20 protein-coding genes are annotated in these 15,592 nt (G+C 60.4%); 9 read left to right on the top strand and 11 right to left on the bottom strand.

The annotated features are described in order from the left end of the window. Positions 1–225 precede the first annotated feature (225 nt). The 5 genes from dprA to ruvX form a co-directional block, all read right to left on the bottom strand. Positions 226–1,413 (bottom strand): DNA-processing protein DprA, encoded by a 1,188-nt coding sequence (dprA, locus tag RLW55_RS19410; protein ID WP_423415112.1) that lies wholly within the window; start codon positions 1,411–1,413, stop codon positions 226–228. Beyond that, on the bottom strand, positions 1,397–2,029 hold the full coding sequence (gene plsY, locus RLW55_RS19405; protein ID WP_414462113.1) for a glycerol-3-phosphate 1-O-acyltransferase PlsY: 633 nt from the start codon (positions 2,027–2,029) through the stop codon (positions 1,397–1,399). The genes dprA and plsY overlap by 17 nt, the downstream gene beginning before the upstream one ends. Before the next feature lie 50 nt (positions 2,030–2,079). Next, on the bottom strand, positions 2,080–3,411 hold the full coding sequence (locus RLW55_RS19400) for a dihydroorotase (RefSeq protein WP_414462114.1): 1,332 nt from the start codon (positions 3,409–3,411) through the stop codon (positions 2,080–2,082). Beyond that, on the bottom strand, positions 3,408–4,382 hold the full coding sequence (locus RLW55_RS19395; protein WP_013946769.1) for an aspartate carbamoyltransferase catalytic subunit: 975 nt from the start codon (positions 4,380–4,382) through the stop codon (positions 3,408–3,410). Before RLW55_RS19395 ends, RLW55_RS19400 begins: the two co-directional genes overlap by 4 nt. A 211-nt stretch (positions 4,383–4,593) precedes the next feature. After that, positions 4,594–5,094, bottom strand: coding sequence for a Holliday junction resolvase RuvX (gene ruvX, locus RLW55_RS19390; protein ID WP_024275552.1), 501 nt, complete (start codon positions 5,092–5,094; stop codon positions 4,594–4,596). Positions 5,095–5,302: 208 nt separating this feature from the next. Between ruvX and gatC the strand changes: the two genes are divergently transcribed. Genes gatC through gatB form a run of 6 tightly spaced genes read left to right on the top strand, consistent with a single transcriptional unit; the run spans position 5,303 to position 9,641 of the window. Further along, on the top strand, positions 5,303–5,590 hold the full coding sequence (gatC, locus tag RLW55_RS19385; protein WP_013946772.1) for an Asp-tRNA(Asn)/Glu-tRNA(Gln) amidotransferase subunit GatC: 288 nt from the start codon (positions 5,303–5,305) through the stop codon (positions 5,588–5,590). Between the two features lie 4 nt (positions 5,591–5,594). After that, complete coding sequence (locus RLW55_RS19380; protein ID WP_414462115.1) at positions 5,595–6,011, top strand: hypothetical protein; 417 nt, start codon at positions 5,595–5,597, stop codon at positions 6,009–6,011. Further along, positions 6,008–7,507, top strand: coding sequence for an Asp-tRNA(Asn)/Glu-tRNA(Gln) amidotransferase subunit GatA (gene gatA / locus RLW55_RS19375; protein ID WP_423415111.1), 1,500 nt, complete (start codon positions 6,008–6,010; stop codon positions 7,505–7,507). The genes RLW55_RS19380 and gatA overlap by 4 nt, the downstream gene beginning before the upstream one ends. A 4-nt stretch (positions 7,508–7,511) precedes the next feature. Continuing rightward, a complete protein-coding gene (locus tag RLW55_RS19370) occupies positions 7,512–7,862 on the top strand; it encodes a chorismate mutase (RefSeq protein WP_409562626.1) in 351 nt (116 codons plus the stop codon). Then, positions 7,852–8,163 (top strand): hypothetical protein, encoded by a 312-nt coding sequence (locus RLW55_RS19365; RefSeq protein WP_409562627.1) that lies wholly within the window; start codon positions 7,852–7,854, stop codon positions 8,161–8,163. The genes RLW55_RS19370 and RLW55_RS19365 overlap by 11 nt, the downstream gene beginning before the upstream one ends. Then, positions 8,160–9,641: an Asp-tRNA(Asn)/Glu-tRNA(Gln) amidotransferase subunit GatB gene (gene gatB / locus RLW55_RS19360; RefSeq protein WP_423415110.1), complete on the top strand. Its 1,482-nt coding sequence runs from the start codon at positions 8,160–8,162 to the stop codon at positions 9,639–9,641. The genes RLW55_RS19365 and gatB overlap by 4 nt, the downstream gene beginning before the upstream one ends. Here gatB and RLW55_RS19355 read toward each other — a convergent pair. The 5 genes from RLW55_RS19355 to RLW55_RS19335 form a co-directional block, all read right to left on the bottom strand. Further along, complete coding sequence (locus tag RLW55_RS19355; RefSeq protein ID WP_409562629.1) at positions 9,638–9,796, bottom strand: hypothetical protein; 159 nt, start codon at positions 9,794–9,796, stop codon at positions 9,638–9,640. The two genes, gatB and RLW55_RS19355, sit on opposite strands and share 4 nt — an antisense overlap. A 161-nt stretch (positions 9,797–9,957) precedes the next feature. Then, positions 9,958–11,322, bottom strand: a complete 1,365-nt coding sequence (locus RLW55_RS19350) for a cytochrome P450 (protein WP_423415109.1) — start codon at positions 11,320–11,322, stop codon at positions 9,958–9,960. Between the two features lie 72 nt (positions 11,323–11,394). Then, entirely contained in the window at positions 11,395–11,559 is a 165-nt protein-coding gene (locus tag RLW55_RS19345) for a hypothetical protein (protein WP_013946780.1), read from the bottom strand. A gap of 111 nt (positions 11,560–11,670) precedes the next feature. Then, a complete protein-coding gene (locus RLW55_RS19340) occupies positions 11,671–12,225 on the bottom strand; it encodes a DedA family protein (protein WP_414462119.1) in 555 nt (184 codons plus the stop codon). Positions 12,226–12,321: 96 nt separating this feature from the next. After that, positions 12,322–12,780, bottom strand: coding sequence for a hypothetical protein (locus tag RLW55_RS19335; RefSeq protein WP_414462120.1), 459 nt, complete (start codon positions 12,778–12,780; stop codon positions 12,322–12,324). Between the two features lie 157 nt (positions 12,781–12,937). Between RLW55_RS19335 and RLW55_RS19330 the strand changes: the two genes are divergently transcribed. Together RLW55_RS19330 and RLW55_RS19325 are read left to right on the top strand one after the other, a co-directional pair. Beyond that, positions 12,938–13,906, top strand: a complete 969-nt coding sequence (locus RLW55_RS19330; RefSeq protein WP_423415108.1) for a quinone oxidoreductase family protein — start codon at positions 12,938–12,940, stop codon at positions 13,904–13,906. 8 nt (positions 13,907–13,914) lie between these two features. Further along, positions 13,915–14,559 (top strand): glutathione S-transferase family protein, encoded by a 645-nt coding sequence (locus RLW55_RS19325; protein WP_423415107.1) that lies wholly within the window; start codon positions 13,915–13,917, stop codon positions 14,557–14,559. Positions 14,560–14,596: 37 nt separating this feature from the next. Here RLW55_RS19325 and RLW55_RS19320 read toward each other — a convergent pair whose 3' ends face one another. After that, entirely contained in the window at positions 14,597–14,869 is a 273-nt protein-coding gene (locus tag RLW55_RS19320) for a hypothetical protein (RefSeq protein WP_013946785.1), read from the bottom strand. A 423-nt stretch (positions 14,870–15,292) separates the two neighbouring features. Between RLW55_RS19320 and RLW55_RS19315 the strand changes: the two genes are divergently transcribed. Then, entirely contained in the window at positions 15,293–15,565 is a 273-nt protein-coding gene (locus RLW55_RS19315; protein ID WP_013946786.1) for a sel1 repeat family protein, read from the top strand. The last annotated feature ends 27 nt before the right edge of the window (positions 15,566–15,592 follow it).

Here is a 15,592-nt window from a genome sequence, read left to right as displayed (position 1 = left end):
CAAGCACAATGGACGATTTGCATCATAATCGGCTTTCCGGCTGTTCGAGGGATGACCGGCGGGAACGGCTTGAGTATCTCGCTGATTTGCTGGGACAATTGCAGCAAATGGCGGACCAGCATGGGTGCCGGAAGCTGTCTCGCATGCTCGCGATATCGCACGCCGAGGCACAGCGCGAGACGCTCAGGCGAGGCTCCTAACGAGCGTAAGGAGCGGTCGTAGGGCTCAAATCGCAGTCGCCTTCAGGGCGACCAGGCTTTGCCCCTGCCGCTCGATGCGCCCCGCCAGATCGAGTTCCAGGAGGGCAACCTGGACGGCTTGGACGTTAAGGCCCGTTTGGCGGGCGATGGCGTCAGTGGCGACGGGCGCAGGTCCTAGAGCCGTCAGAACGGCATTCAGAACATCTTCGGATGCCATTTCCAGGGTGGGGGCAGGCAATGGCTGAGCGGGCGCCGGCGCGGGCGTCTGGCTCGCCAAATCGCTCCGGCGGTCTTCGAGCCCCAGGATCGGTTGGAGGACTTCGATGATATCAGAGACGTCGGTGACCAGGGTCGCGCCTTGTTTGATTAATCGATTGGTGCCTTCCGCGCGCGGGTCGAGTGGGTGGCCGGGGACCGCGAAGACCTCGCGGCCGAGCTCGTTCGCGTAGCGAGCGGTGACGAGCGTGCCTGAGCGGGCGGCGGCTTCAACGATGACGACGCCGTAGACGAGGCCCGCAATTATGCGATTGCGGCGGGGGAAGTCCCTATCGCGGGGTTTCAATCCGGGAGGGCGTTCCGTGACGAGGCAGCCTTCCGAACCGATGCGCGCCTGAAGCTCGGCGTGTTCCGGCGGATAGACCCAGTCGATGCCTCCTGCGACCACAGCGATCGTTCCGCTGCCCAAAGACGCTTCGTGTGCGGCTTTGTCGATGCCGCGGGCAAGGCCGGACACGATGACGAAGCCTGCTTCCGCCAATTGGCTCGCAAACAATCTGGTTAGTTGCATGCCTGCCGCTGAGGATTGGCGCGAGCCAACGATCGCTATGGACGGCCGTTTCAACAGGTCCAGATCACCTTTCACATAAAGCATAGGCGGGGGAGCTTCGATGCCCGCCAGAACCTGCGGATAGTCGCGCTCCACGGTGAAGAACGGCATTGCGCCGATGCGTGCAGCAGTCGCGAATTCGCGTTCGGCGTCGGCTTTTGGGCAAATTCGGATCGGCCGCCCTGAGCCGCCACGCCGTGACAGCGTCGGCAGGATCTCCAGCGCTTTTGCCGCTCCGCCGTAATAATTGATCAGATCGCGAAAGGTGACAGGGCCGACATTCTCCGAGCGGATCAGGCGCAGGCAGGCGATCCGTTCTTCGTCGGAGAGTTCGGAAGGAGGCGGCGATGGATTGAAAAGCTCGGGCTGATCAGGTTTTGGAGCCAATCCGCGGCTCCTCCCCAGCCATCAGACGTTCGATATTGGCGCGATGTTTGATGAGCACCACGATGCTCATCAACGTGACGGTGATGGCGAGCGCGCGTTCTCCCCATATCCAGGCGGCGACGGGAACGGCAATCGTCGCAACGATGGCCGCAAGCGAGGATATCTTGCCGACTTTCGCAACTGCAAGCCAAAGCACGGCAAAAAGCAGTGCGAGTTGCCAAGCGAGGGCAATGAGAACGCCGAGGTACGTCGCGACGCCCTTGCCGCCTTTGAAGCCAAGCCAAACCGGATAGATGTGTCCGAGGAAGGCTGCGAGACCGGCCACCATCGCGGCGGTTTCGCCGAGCCAGGCGCGTGCGATCAGGACGGCGGCGGCGCCTTTGGCGGCATCAAGCAGAAGCGTCGCGGCGGCGAGCCTTTTATTGCCCGTGCGGAGGACGTTGGTCGCACCGATATTGCCCGAGCCGATGCTGCGGATGTCGCCCAGTCCGGCGGCGCGTGTCAGCAGTAGGCCGAACGGAATGGAGCCGAGCAGATAACCTAGAAGTGCCGCCACAGCGTGCGGCTGCCATGAGCCGTTGTCCGTCAGCAAAGCCAAGGGTGACAACAAGCTCATGAGTGGAATCTCTCGTGTGCGAAATGGAGCGTCGCCGAGAGAGGTAATGCTTAGGTGCGTTCGACGCCAGCGTATTCATAGACGGTCTGGCCCGCGACCATCGTTCTCAAGACGCGGCCTTGCATCTTGGCCTCGTCGAAGGGCGTGTTTTTAGATCGGGACCGGAGCAAGTCCTTGTTCACAACCCACGGCTCGCCGGGGTCGAACAGGACGAGGTCGGCAATGGAGCCCTTCGCAAGTCGGCCGGAGTGCAGACCGAGCAGTCGCGCGGGGTTGATGGTCAGCGCTTTCAGCATGGCCGACAGCGTCATGTCGCCGGAGTGAACGAGCCGGAGCGCGGCAGAGAGCAGCGTTTCGAGGCCTACGGCGCCGTCGGCGGCTTCCGAAAATGGTCGCCGCTTGGTGTCGGCGTCCTGTGGGTCGTGGCTCGATACGATGATGTCGATATCGCCGTTGGCGACGCCTTGGACCATGGCGACGCGGTCTTCCTCACGCCGCAGAGGCGGACGCACCTTGAAGAACGTGCGGTACGGGCCGATGTCGTTCTCGTTTAACGTCAGATGATTGATCGAGACACCGCAGCTGACAGGCAGTTTTTTTGCCTTGGCGGCCTTGATGACGTCGAGGCTTTCCTGGCAGCTGATCGTCGCCGCGTGATATCGGCCGCCGGTCATTTCGACGAGGCGGACGTCACGTTCCAAGATAATGGTTTCGGCGATCTTCGATGAGCCGGAGAGGCCAAGACGCGCGGCGACTTCACCGGAATTCATCGCGCCAGTGGAGAGATAGGGATCTTCGGTGTGGTGCACGACGAGCGCGCTAAAGTCCTTGGAGTAGCTCAGGACGTTGCGCATTACGCGGGTGTTGACCACGCTCGCTTTGCCGTTCGAGAAGGCAATGGCGCCGGCGCGTTTCAACAGACCGATTTCGGTCATTTCCTCGCCCTGCAGGCCTTTCGTCATCGCAGCCATGGTGTGGACGTGGACGAGGGCGTTGTCGCGGGCACGGCGCTGAATGAAATCGACGAGCGCAACTTGGTCGATCACCGGATTGGTATCCGGCATGACAACGATGGTCGTAACGCCGCCTGCCGCGGCAGCGTGGCTCGCAGTCTTGAGCGTTTCGCGATGTTCGTAGCCGGGTTCGCCGGTGAACACCTGTGCGTCGATCAAACCAGGAGCCAGGACGTGACCTTTGCAGTCGATGACCGACGCGCCTTCCGGTGCGTTGCGGCGCAGATGGCTGCCGAGATCGGCGATCAAGCCGTCCTTGACCAGAAGGCCGCCGGGCTCATCGCGGTTCGATGCCGGGTCGATCAGGCGAGCATTGATGAAGACGGTTGCGGGGCCGACGCTCTTCGGCTTTTCGATCGGTTTTCTCATGGCGCATCCTCCGCGAAGCCGGGAAGGTGCGCAGACAAGGCTTCAAGAACGGCCATGCGAACTGCAACGCCCATTTCTACCTGTTCGCGGATGACGCTTCTGGAATGATCGGCAACGGTCGAGGCAATCTCGACGCCGCGGTTCATCGGCCCTGGATGCATGACAAGCGCATCGGGCTTCGCGCGAGCGAGCTTTTCGTGATCGAGGCCAAAGAAGTGAAAGAATTCGCGGCTGGAGGGAACGTAGGATGCTTCCATCCGTTCGCGCTGCAGACGCAGCATCATGACGATATCGACGCCTTCGATGCCTTTCCACATGTCGGTGAAAACTTCGCAGCCGAGCCGTTCGGGCGAGGAGGGTAGAAGCGTCGTCGGGGCAATGAGGCGGACGTGAGCGCCGAGCGCGTTCAAGACGTTGATGTTGGAGCGCGCGACGCGCGAATGGAGAATGTCGCCGCAGATCGCGACCGTCAGTCCGGCGACGCGGCCTTTTGCGCGACGGATCGTCAGCGCGTCGAGAAGGGCTTGCGTCGGATGCTGATGTGCGCCGTCGCCAGCGTTGATGACCGAGCAATCGACTTTCTGAGACAAAAGTTCGACTGCGCCAGCCGCGTGATGGCGCACGACGATGATATCCGGCCGCATGGCGTTGAGCGTCACGGCCGTGTCGACGAGCGTTTCACCCTTCGTGACGGACGACGTCGCGACATTCATGTTCATGACGTCGGCGCTCAAGCGCTTACCCGCCATCTCGAATGACGACTGCGTGCGTGTCGACGATTCAAAGAAGAGATTGATCAGCGTTCGGCCCGCGAGGACCTGCCGCTTGCGGCCATTGTTGCGGATGTGATCAGCGTTCCGGTCCGCGAGATCGAGAAGAAAATTGATCTCATTGGCTGACAAACCTTCGCAGGTCAGCAAATGGCGGCGCGGAAAAACCTTCAGCGCGTTGGAATTCGATTTCGTTGTCATTAAAGGCGCTTCTATAGGGGGAGTCTTGCGGGGCCGCAAGGTCGGGGCGCGACATCAATCGCAAACCTCTTAACGGAGCCTGAAATGCCACGGTTCGTGTGACCGAAAGTCGGGGACAAGGCGAGTGTGGCGCACCGTTCGACGGGGTCACCAGCTGTGCCTTTTGTCATCCTCAGGACAAGCCCGAGGATGACATTTGGGCGATTGCCGCTCAGTTGTCCTGCTTCAGGCGGTCTAGGGCGCTTTGCAGGATTATGGTGGCGGCGAGCTTGTCGATGACCTCGGCGCGGCGTTTGCGGGTCTGATCGGCGTCAATTAGCATGCGTTCGGCTTCGGCGGTCGTCAGGCGTTCGTCCCAGAGCAGAATCGGCAGCGGCGACAACTTGTTGAGGTTGCGGGCAAGCGCACGGGTGGCCTGGGCGCGTGGGCCTTCAGTGCCGTCGAGATTTCGCGGCAGGCCAAGCACAAACCCCGAGACGCCGTGCTCGGCGACGATGGCGAACAGTCGTGCCGCATCAGCCGTGAACTTTGTCCTGCGGATCGTTTCGAGGGGGGACGCTATCGTGCGCCGTACGTCAGACAGGGCAAGGCCGAGCGTCTTCGTTCCGGCATCGATCCCGATCAGCCGGCCCGCGCCGGTCGTGGCGTCGCGAAAGTGATGGTGATCTTCGGTGGTTAGTCCCGACGGCGGGGAAACGGTGGGTTGTGTCACTGGGCGCCTAATCTCGGCTGAAAAGGGTCATGACGCGACGCTCTAGCAGGTCCGGCGACAAATTGGCATCGCCAACGGGCCTTATCCGGCTTTCCCGGTCCGTTTCCGTGACTTGAACCCCTTGCGGAATGCCGCCGCTGGTTGCATTGGTGGCGTTCGCCCGGTTATGAGAGCGGCGCAATCCCCCGATTTCTTGAAGGGACTTTTCATGCAGGTCGATGAAGCGACCGTTCGCCGTATCGCGCGCCTCGCCCGTATCAAGGTGAGCGACGAGGAGGCCAAGGGTCTCGAGAAAGAGCTTTCCGGCATTCTCGACTGGGTCAAGCAACTCGATGAGGTCGATACGTCGGCGGTCGAGCCGATGACGCGGGTCGTCGATCAAAAGCTCAAGATGCGGGACGACGTCGTGACGGACGGCGAGATTGCCGACCAGATCACCGCGAATGCGCCGATGGCGGAAGACAATTTCTTCGTGGTGCCCAAGGTCGTGGAGTGACCGAATGTTTCACGCGTTGCTTGCTGTTGCAGCAGTGATGCTGGCTCCCGGGATGGCGCAGGCTGAGGAAACGAAGCTTGACGCTGCGTTCGTCGGCGACGGGACCTACTCGCCGACAACCGGATGCAAGAAACTCGAGGATATCCAGAACGGCAAGGATGCGCCGAACATCGCGACCTATCCGCTGACGTTGACGCGTGAAGGAACGGGAAGTTGGGAAGGCGGCTGCAATTTTGCAGCGCTACGCGAAGTGAAGTCGAACGTCTTCGAGGGCAAGATGCAGTGCTCAGAAGGCGCAGAAGAATACGCACAGACGGTGACGTTCACGCGTCTGGATGCCGACCGCATCGAGGTCAGAAGCGGAACGGAGGCGCTGGTTTATGAGCGCTGCAAAGGTTTGAAAGGGAAAGTCGAGCGGTGACCGATCTTACCAAACTCACCATGGCTGAAGCCCGCGACGGACTTCAGAAGAAGTCATTCACGGCGCTTGAGCTGACGGATGCCTTTCTGTCGGCAATCGACAAGGGCAATGGCGCCCTGAATGCTTACGTCTTGCCGACGCCGGAACACGCGCGCGCACAGGCGAAAGAAAGCGACAATCGGATCGCAGCAGGCAATGCGCGTCCGCTTGAAGGCTTGCCGATCGGCAACAAGGATCTGTTCTGCACGAACGGCATACGCACCACGGCATGCTCGAAAATCCTCGACGATTTCAAGCCGACGTATGAGTCGACGGTCGGGCAGAATTTGTGGGACGCCGGTGCGGTCATGCTCGGCAAGCTCAACAACGACGAGTTTGCGATGGGATCGTCGAACGAGACGAGCGCGTTCGGCAACGTCGTCAACCCGTGGCGGCGCAAAGGCTCGGACGGCAAGACGTCGGCCGATAAGCTCGTTCCCGGTGGCTCGTCGGGCGGTTCGTCGTCGGCGGTTGCGGCCAACCTTTGCCTGGCGGCAACGGCAACGGATACGGGCGGTTCGATCCGCCAGCCCGCAGCGCTAACGGGTACGGTGGGCATCAAGCCGACGTACGGCCGCTGCTCGCGCTGGGGCATCGTGGCGTTTGCCTCGTCGCTCGATCAGGCCGGGCCGATCGCAAAGACGGTTCGCGACAGTGCCATGATGCTGAAAGCCATGGCGAGCCACGATCCGAAGGATACAACGTCGGTCGATGCGCCGGTTCCCGATTACGAGGCGGCGCTTGGCAAGGGCGTCAAAGGCCTGCGCGTCGGCATTCCGAAAGAGTATCGCGTCGATGGCATGTCGGCCGAAATTCAGAAGCTCTGGGACGATGGCATCGCGTGGCTGAAATCGGCCGGAGCGACGATCCATGACATCTCACTGCCGCACACGAAATATGCGCTGCCCGCGTATTACATCGTGGCGCCCGCGGAATGCTCGTCGAACCTCGCGCGTTATGACGGTATGCGGTACGGCCTGCGCGTTAGCGGCGACAATCTGATCGACACGTACGAGAAGACGCGCGCTGCCGGTTTCGGCAAGGAAGTGCGCCGCCGCATCCTGATCGGCACGTATGTGCTCTCTGCGGGCTATTACGACGCCTATTATCTCAAGGCGCAGAAGGTCCGCACTCTCATCAAGAAGGACTTCGACGACGCTTGGAATTCGGTCGATGTCGTGCTGACGCCGACGACGCCGTCGCCCGCGTTCGCATTCGGCGAAAAGTCTGGCGATCCCTTGGCGATGTATCTAGAGGACATATTTACTGTGACGGTGAACATGGCCGGTCTGCCGGGCATGTCCATTCCGGGCGGACTTTCCTCGCAGGGCACGCCGCTTGGGCTGCAGCTCATCGGCAAGCCGTTCGACGAGGAAACGCTGTTTCGGACCGCACAGGTTATTGAAGACGCTGCCGGACGGTTTGCCGTGCCGGACGCATGGTGGATGAAGGGCTAAGATCATGGACCCAAAACGTCCGTGGGAATGCGCAGACATGTCCCAGGTGCGCAGCGAGATTGATCGGATCGATAATGCGCTCGTCGATCTGATCACCGAGCGCTACGGCTACGTCGACAGGGCGTGGCAACTCAAGATGTCGACGCGGGAAGGCGCCGTCGTTCAGTGGCGCATTCAACAGGTCATCGATCGGGTCAAAGCGCGGGCCGCCGAAAAGGGGATGCCGCCTGAGATGATCGAGATGGTCGGCGCCCAGTGGCGCAACATGATCGGTTGGTTCGTGCAGTACGAGGAAGAGAAGCTTCGTCAGGTGCAAGACAGCAGTGACAAGCCGGGGGCAAACGGTGGGGCCTGACTTTCAGCCGGACGTGCCGCTGACAGAGGTTCTGCTTTACGGCATCTTCAATCCGGCAACGATCATCGTGGCGTATATGCTCGGCCAGCGCGCTGATGATAAATCCAAGATTTTGATCGCCGGATTTGGCGGCGCGGCGGCCGGCGCGGCACTGCTTTACATCGTGACGTTGCTGCGCATCTGGGACGCGCCAAACCTGGGCCGGGCTGCGGCGGGTGTGTTCATCGTGTCCCTTATTTTCGGCTTTATCTATGCAGCTATCGGCTACGCCATGAAGGCCCGGACTGGAGGCGGAAAATGAGTTCTCAGAAGGTCGCTGAAAAGCCGAAGGCGAAAAACTTCATCGCAGGCGCGACCGGCGACTGGGAAGTGGTGATCGGCATGGAAGTCCACGCCCAGGTCGCCTCAAAGTCGAAACTGTTTTCTGGCGCTTCGACCGGCTTCGGCGCGGATCCGAACAGCCATGTGTCGCTCGTCGATGCGGCGATGCCCGGCATGCTGCCGGTCATCAATCGCGAATGCGTGGCGCAGGCGATCCGCACGGGATTGGGTCTCAAGGCTCAGATCAATCTGAAGAGCGTGTTCGACCGCAAGAACTACTTCTATCCGGATTTGCCGCAGGGCTATCAGATCTCGCAGTTCAAGCAGCCGATCGTTGGCGAAGGAGCGATCGAGATCGAAGTGGATGGCGAGATGCTGAAGATCGGAGTTGAGCGTCTGCATCTCGAACAGGATGCGGGCAAGTCGCTGCACGACCAGCATCCGGATTATTCCTACGTCGATCTCAACCGCTCAGGCGTCGCGCTGATGGAGATCGTCTCGCGGCCAGATCTTCGTTCGTCGAAGCAGGCGCAGGCTTACATCACGAAGCTGCGTACCATTCTGCGTTACCTCGGCACGTCCGACGGCGACATGGAGAAGGGCAACCTGCGCGCCGACGTCAACGTGTCGGTGAGGAAGCCGGGCGACGAGCTCGGAACGCGCTGCGAGATCAAGAACGTCAATTCGATCCGCTTCATCGGCCAGGCGATCGAGTACGAAGCGCGCCGTCAGATCGACATCATCGAAGATGGCGGCAAGATCGATCAGGAAACGCGACTGTTCGATTCCGGCAAAGGCGAAACGCGGTCGATGCGTTCGAAGGAAGAAGCGCACGACTATCGCTATTTCCCCGATCCCGATCTGCTGCCGCTGGAGCTGACACAAGGTTTCGTTGACGATTTGAAAACGGGGCTGCCGGAGCTTCCCGATGAGAAGCGTGCGCGCTTCATGAAGAGCTTCGGGTTGTCGGGCTACGACGCGGACGTGCTCGTCGCCGAGCGGTCATCGGCCGATTACTTCGAGACGGTTGCCAAGGGCCGCGACGGCAAGCTCGCTGCCAACTGGGTTATCAATGAGCTGTTCGGGCGCTTGAACAAGGAAGGCAAGCCGATCGAGGAAAGCCCCGTCTCGGCGGCGCAACTCGGCGGCATCGTCGATTTGATCGGCTCCAACGCCATCTCGGGCAAGATCGCGAAGGATTTGTTCGAGATCGTATGGACCGAGGGTGGCGATCCGGCGGAGATCGTCGAAAAGCGTGGCATGAAGCAGGTGACGGACACGGGCGCCATCGAGAAGGCCGTCGATGCCATCATTGCAGCCAACCCCGACAAGGTTGAGCAGGCGAAGGCAAAGCCCTCGATGCTCGGCTGGTTCGTCGGTCAGGTGATGAAGTCGACTGGCGGCAAGGCGAACCCGGCCGCTGTCAACGAGATCCTGAAAGGCAAGCTCGGGATTTAACGTCCGGCTTTGACCGGCACCCTTTGAAGGGCCAGTCTGGCCCTTCTGTCTTTCAGGCCGGTCATTGCGACGTGAGCGATGCCGAGGCACGCCAGTAGGATCAGTCCGCCCGGTGCGATTGCTGCGATCAGGTAGGCTATTTTTGTCATCGTCATTGGCCTCTCCTTGGAGGCGGTTCTTATGATGCGACAAATCATAGCACTGACTGTTTTCAGCCGCGCTCACGCCAAGCCTGCAATTGCGACAGTAAAATTTGGACTTCGCTAACGCGGAGTAAATGCTTTCCTAACGTCGCTGGTGCCCGCGTGGAGCAACTTCACAGTGGGCGGACGGTCAGCGGCATGCCGCCTTTCGGCCGGAGCGTTACGCGGCTGACGGGTTCTGGCGCGAGCCTGCCGTCCCATTCGAAACGGGCGTGGCGCAGAAGCGTTGCCAGGATGGCGGTCGCTTCGAGGATCGCGAACGACGAGCCGATGCAAATGCGCTGACCATAGCCAAAGGGCATGAATTGGGTGCGCGCATACCGAGCTTCCTTCTCGGGAAGAAAGCGATCCGGATCGAAGCGATTGGGGTCTTCCCACAATGCGTGATGGCGATGGATGATGAAGATCGGCATGACGATCAGTGTCGATTTCGGCAGCGTCTTGCCGCCGATGTCCATCTCCGCTGCCGTGACGCGCGTCATGACAGGAGCCGGCGGATAGAGGCGCATCGCCTCTTTCAGCACGCGCGACACGGTCGGCAATTTGGTGACGGTTTCAGGCGTGATCGGCGACGAACTTGCGACGGCCGAAATTTCGTCGCGAAGACGGTCCTGCCACTCGGGCGCACGGGCGAGAAGATAGAGTGTCCAGGTTAGGGCCTTCGCGGTCGTCTCATGTCCGGCAAACAGGAAGGTTGCCAGATTGTCGGCGAGCATGTCGTCGGACATCGGTTGGCCGGTGTCGGGATCTTTTGCAGCCAGCATGCGGGCGACAAGATCGTTGCCTGATGCTCCGCCACTACGGCGATGCGCGACGAGGCGGCGCATGATTGCCCTCAGCTCGTCTGCGGAACGACGCATGCGGGCTTTGCCGGGATGCCAATAGGTTTCGGGATATTGCAGCATCGACGCGGCAACTTCCCACGATATCGGATCGAGATAGGAACGGCTCGAAGCCTTGATGCGATCGCCCTCGGCGGTGTTGATGCCGGCGAGGACGGTGCGCGCTACGACGGCGAACGTCGCATCGGTCATGGCGGCTTCGACGTCGGTCGTGAACGGCGCAGAACCGCGCTGACGCCATTGCGCGATGCATTCGTCGGCCGCGTCGACCATCGTCGGCACATACGTCAAAAGCTCGGCGTGACGGAACGGCGGGCTCGCAATCTTACGCTGCCAGCGCCAGCTCTCGTTCTGGGCGGTCAGCAGGCCGTCGCCGACGATGGGCCGCAGGACGCGCAGATCGAGGCGCGTCTTGGGGAACTGCTCGGCGTTTTTGACGAGAATGTTTTCGATGAGCGTCGGGTTTGTCACCCAGGCAAGCAGCGGACGCTTCTTGCCATAGGTAACGACCGGCTCTTCATAGACCGCCTGAGGAATTGCCCGCAGTGGATTGCGGATGAAACGCCTCAGGAAGGGAAGCAGCGGCAAAGGCTGCGCCGGCGGTGTCACCGTCGGCGGATAGAGCGCAGGTGTCATAAGGCTTCTTGCTCACGTCGTCACGATGCGCCGGCGTTGACGGAGTATAGCTAGGTAGCGGCGGCCCGATGTCTAGGCGGCCACTGCCTTTTTCGCGCGGGCGATACCGGAAAGCTTCTTGAGGCGCTTGCGAGCGGCGGCCGTGTTGCCCTGGATCCGCGACTGAGCCGGACGGTCGATGGTGCGGCGGGCTTTCTTCTTCTGCTTCTGAATATTCTTCAACGACGTCTTAGACATGAAAAACGGCCTCGATGCCAGGAAAGGGGTGGATGAGAAGGCCGCGCATCGAAGCGCAGCATTGGGCGTTCCTCTAAGGGATCGCGCTGCGTCGCGCAAGCTCAGGCTGCGTTATGGGGTCGGGGGCGGGGATTCTGTGCCCAGAAGATAGCCAAAGCCGAAATAGGATGGGGCAATAATGCCGGCCGCCCAAATGAACGCTGATACAATATTGGCGAGTTGAAATTGCCACTGCGGCAAAGCGTACATGCCGGCCACGACAGGAATGACCGCCCGGATCGGCCCGAAGAAGTGGCCGAAGAACACGCTTAGCGCACCCCACTTATCGAAGAACGCCTGTCCGCTCTCGACCATCGCGGGGTTGCGATTGAAGGGCCACATCTCGCGGATGCCATCTTTGAAATAGAGGCCAATCCAATAGGAGAGCGCGTAGCCAAACGATCCGCCCACGGCTGCTGCCACGATGGCCGGCCAAAGCACGCTTAATTCCACACCGCTTTTGGCGAGCAGCGCGGAAATTCCAACGAGAATTGCAGTGCCGGGCCAGAGAATGGACAGAAAGCAGAAGCTTTCGAGAAAGGCTACGGCGAACGCGACGGGCACGGCCCAGTTTTCGTTCGCTCTTACGAAAGTGACGATTGCATCGACGAAGTCATGCACGCTCATTCTGAAGCTTTCGCGCTGGTGTTATTATTGTTTGTTGGCGTGCACGGCGTAAACGCCCTCCCGGCAAAATGGGGAGCCGACGGGCCGCGTCAAGCCTCACCTGCATCGGCGCGCAATTTCCTTCGCGAGTTCTTTCGAGACTTCACGGGACAGCATCGCGCCGCGCGCGACCTGAGTTGACGTAATCCCGACATAGGCGCCTCCCGTCAACACGGTTGGCCCACGGTCTGCCTCTTCTTTGCCGTGTTGCAACTCGGCGCAGGAGAGTTCCTTGCGCTTCTTGCTGAGGGCCATGAGGCGTACGCCGGATGCGTATTCGTGGGGACCTGCGGGCTGATTGATCCAAGAGCGGGTCGAATCCGCCATGTAGGAATCGTAGACCATCTTGCGTTGGCTGATGCAGACGTGGCTGTCATCAACACATTTCAGGCCGCGCGCCGGATCGCCGAGAGCGGCCTGGTTGCCCGCGCAGCCGCCAACGGCCAACGACGCCAAGACGAGCATCAAGGCGGTACGCGGCTTTTCGGGGCGCTGCACAGTCGGCGGGCTTCGCAAGATATATTCCGTTGTCGTTGCCCCCTGCGGGTAGAAAGTCAGCGTGGCAGGCTCGTGGCAGAGGGCAGTCTAAGATGTGACCCTTGCCAAGCCACTAGCGGGATTCGCTGTGAAACGGCATCACTTGGTCCACAAGTTCGATCGGAAGGAACATTCGATGCCACATTCGGTCCGCGTGCATTCTATCGGAGGTCCCGAGGCTCTTGTTTACGAAGAAGTCGCAATGCCGGTCCCGGGACCAGGCGAGGCGCTTCTTCGTCAGCACGCCATCGGCGTCAATTTCATCGATATCTATCATCGGAGTGGTCTCTACAAGCTTCCTGAATATCCGATGACGATCGGCTCGGAAGGCGCGGGCGAGGTGATCGCCTTGGGGCCCGAAGTGGCGCGATTGAAGGTCGGCGATCGTGTCGCCTATGCGGGGGCGATCGGCGGCTACGCGGAGGTGCGCACCGTGCGGGCCGACCGCCTCGTCAAAATTCCGGACGGGATCGACTACGAGACGGCAGCGGGGATGCTGCTTCGAGGGATGACGGTACGTTGCCTGCTTCGCGACGTCTATCGGGTCGATGCAAGCACGACACTGTTGTTTCACGCTGCGGCAGGAGGCGTCGGCCTCATCGCCTGCCAATGGGTTCGGTCGCTCGGCGCGACGATGATCGGCACGGTGGGCAGCGATGAGAAAGCGGAACTGGCCCGCGAAAACGGCTGTATGCACGTGATCAACACCGCCCGCGAAGACTTCGTCGAGCGCGTTCGAGCGTTAACGGCGGGAAAGGGATGCGACGTCGTTTACGATTCCATCGGCAAGGATACGTTCCCGCGATCACTCGATTGCCTCAGGCCGAGAGGCTTGTGGGCCTCGTTCGGCAATGCGTCGGGACCGGTACCCCCTTTTGAGCTCACGGCGCTTAAAGGTTCGCTGTTCGCCACGCGACCGTCGATTTTAGCCTATACGGCGACAACTCAGGATTTGGAAGAAAACGCCGCAGACGTATTCGAGATGGTGCTGAGCGGAAAAATTCGGATCTCGATCAACCATCGATATCCGCTCGCTCGTGCTGCCGATGCTCATCGCGATCTTGAGGCTCGAAGAACGACGGGCTCGGTCATTCTCGTTCCCTGAGGAGGAAGATGCTGGACGATCTCGAAGACGAGCCGATCATTCTCTATTTCTGGACGACGCCGAATGGATATAAAATTTCGATTATGCTCGAAGAACTCGGCGTGCCGTATGACGTGCGGTTTGTCGATCTGACCAAGGGCGAGCAGTTCGAGCCGGAGTTTCTCGCTATTTCGCCGAACAACAAGATTCCGGCCATCGTCGATCCCGATGGACCGGACGGCAATCCGCTCGCGATTTTTGAATCGGGCGCCATCCTGCGTCACCTCGCGCGCAAGTTCGATGCGTTTTATCCCGCGAACGAGCGTGTCAAGGCGGACGTGGACGAATGGCTGTTCTGGCAGGTTGGCGGTCTTAGTCCGATGGCGGGGCAATACAATCACTTTGCCCACTACGCCCCGGAGAAAATTCCCTACGCGATCAATCGCTATCAGAAAGAGGTCGAGCGGCTGTTTTCGGTGATGAACAAACGGCTCGCCGATAGGCCGTATCTCGCGGGCGAGTATTCGATCGCCGACATCGCGTGTTTTCCATGGATGCACAACTGGAAGACACTCGACCAGGACATCAGCAAGTTTGCGAACCTTGCGCGGTGGATCGCCGATATCGAGGCACGGCCGGCGGTGATCAAAGGTCTTGCAGTCAAGAAGCCCTAAATCTCGTCAGTTCAGATGGCCTGTTACTGCGAGCTTTTTACTCGCTGTCGCCGCGGACGAGGCTGTCAGGATCGACCGTCCGGCCCGTCATGCGTTGGAACGCCATGGCCCCGAGGACTTTGTTCGATTGAACGTGACGAAGGATATCCGGCACGTCGCCGGTCGAGGGCGACGGCTGCTTCAAAGCAGGGCTGTTCCCGGCAAGATCCGACAGGCCGAGATAAGACGGGCGCACGCCTTCCTGGGCGCAACCCGCGAGCGCCAACAATGCTGTCGCCGCCAGCACGCGGCAGACCATCGCGTGATCCATTATCCCTCATCAAGCTGCCTGGCAGCTTGAACCCTCCTGCTGTCCGGGCACGGTTACGGCCCGGATATTATGGTTACCAGCATTTCGCTGAACCCCATCTGAACGCCGTTGCGCCCCGTCCGCGTAACCGGCCGTCAGAGGGCTTTTTTCAAGCATGGTTAGCAAATGATGGCAACCCGGCTTAACGCCCTGTCACCGATCGTAATGTTGTGGAAAAAATGGGTCACCGCGTGACGGCGCATAACTCGAAATAAAGCAAGTTTACCCGGCATTTACAGTAATTTTGTGCGGGTTTTTACGAGATTTCATCCAAGGACTGAGATTGTTCGATTGCGCCTTATGTCAGCGATTTGAAGGCGCGCGTAACAGGCCGTGCTTCGACATCAAGTCCGTTTGGGCGGTCAGGTTTGGGAGTATTCAGTTATGGCACGTGTGGACGTGTTGTTCCGCCAGACTGCGGAGTACGCCGCTCAAGGTGAGCAGTCGGACGCTCTTTTCGAACTCGGTCTCAGCTATTGCTCGGGACGTGACGGAGTGATCGATCTTGTTCAGGCTCATAAGTGGTTCAACATCGCAGCGATCCGCGGCAACGACGATGCAAAGCGCTATCGGTCGGAACTTGCTGGCGACATGAGCAAGGCCGAGATCATGCGGGCGCAGCGGTTGGCGCGCGAGTGGTTGGCTTCAGTGCACTGAGGCCATTTCACGGGCGCCGTGCGTAGC

Origin of the sequence: Hyphomicrobium sp. B1 (assembly GCF_049532635.1) — a bacterium.
Lineage (GTDB): Bacteria > Pseudomonadota > Alphaproteobacteria > Rhizobiales > Hyphomicrobiaceae > Hyphomicrobium_B.
This window is presented reverse-complemented; position numbering and strand designations above follow the sequence as displayed.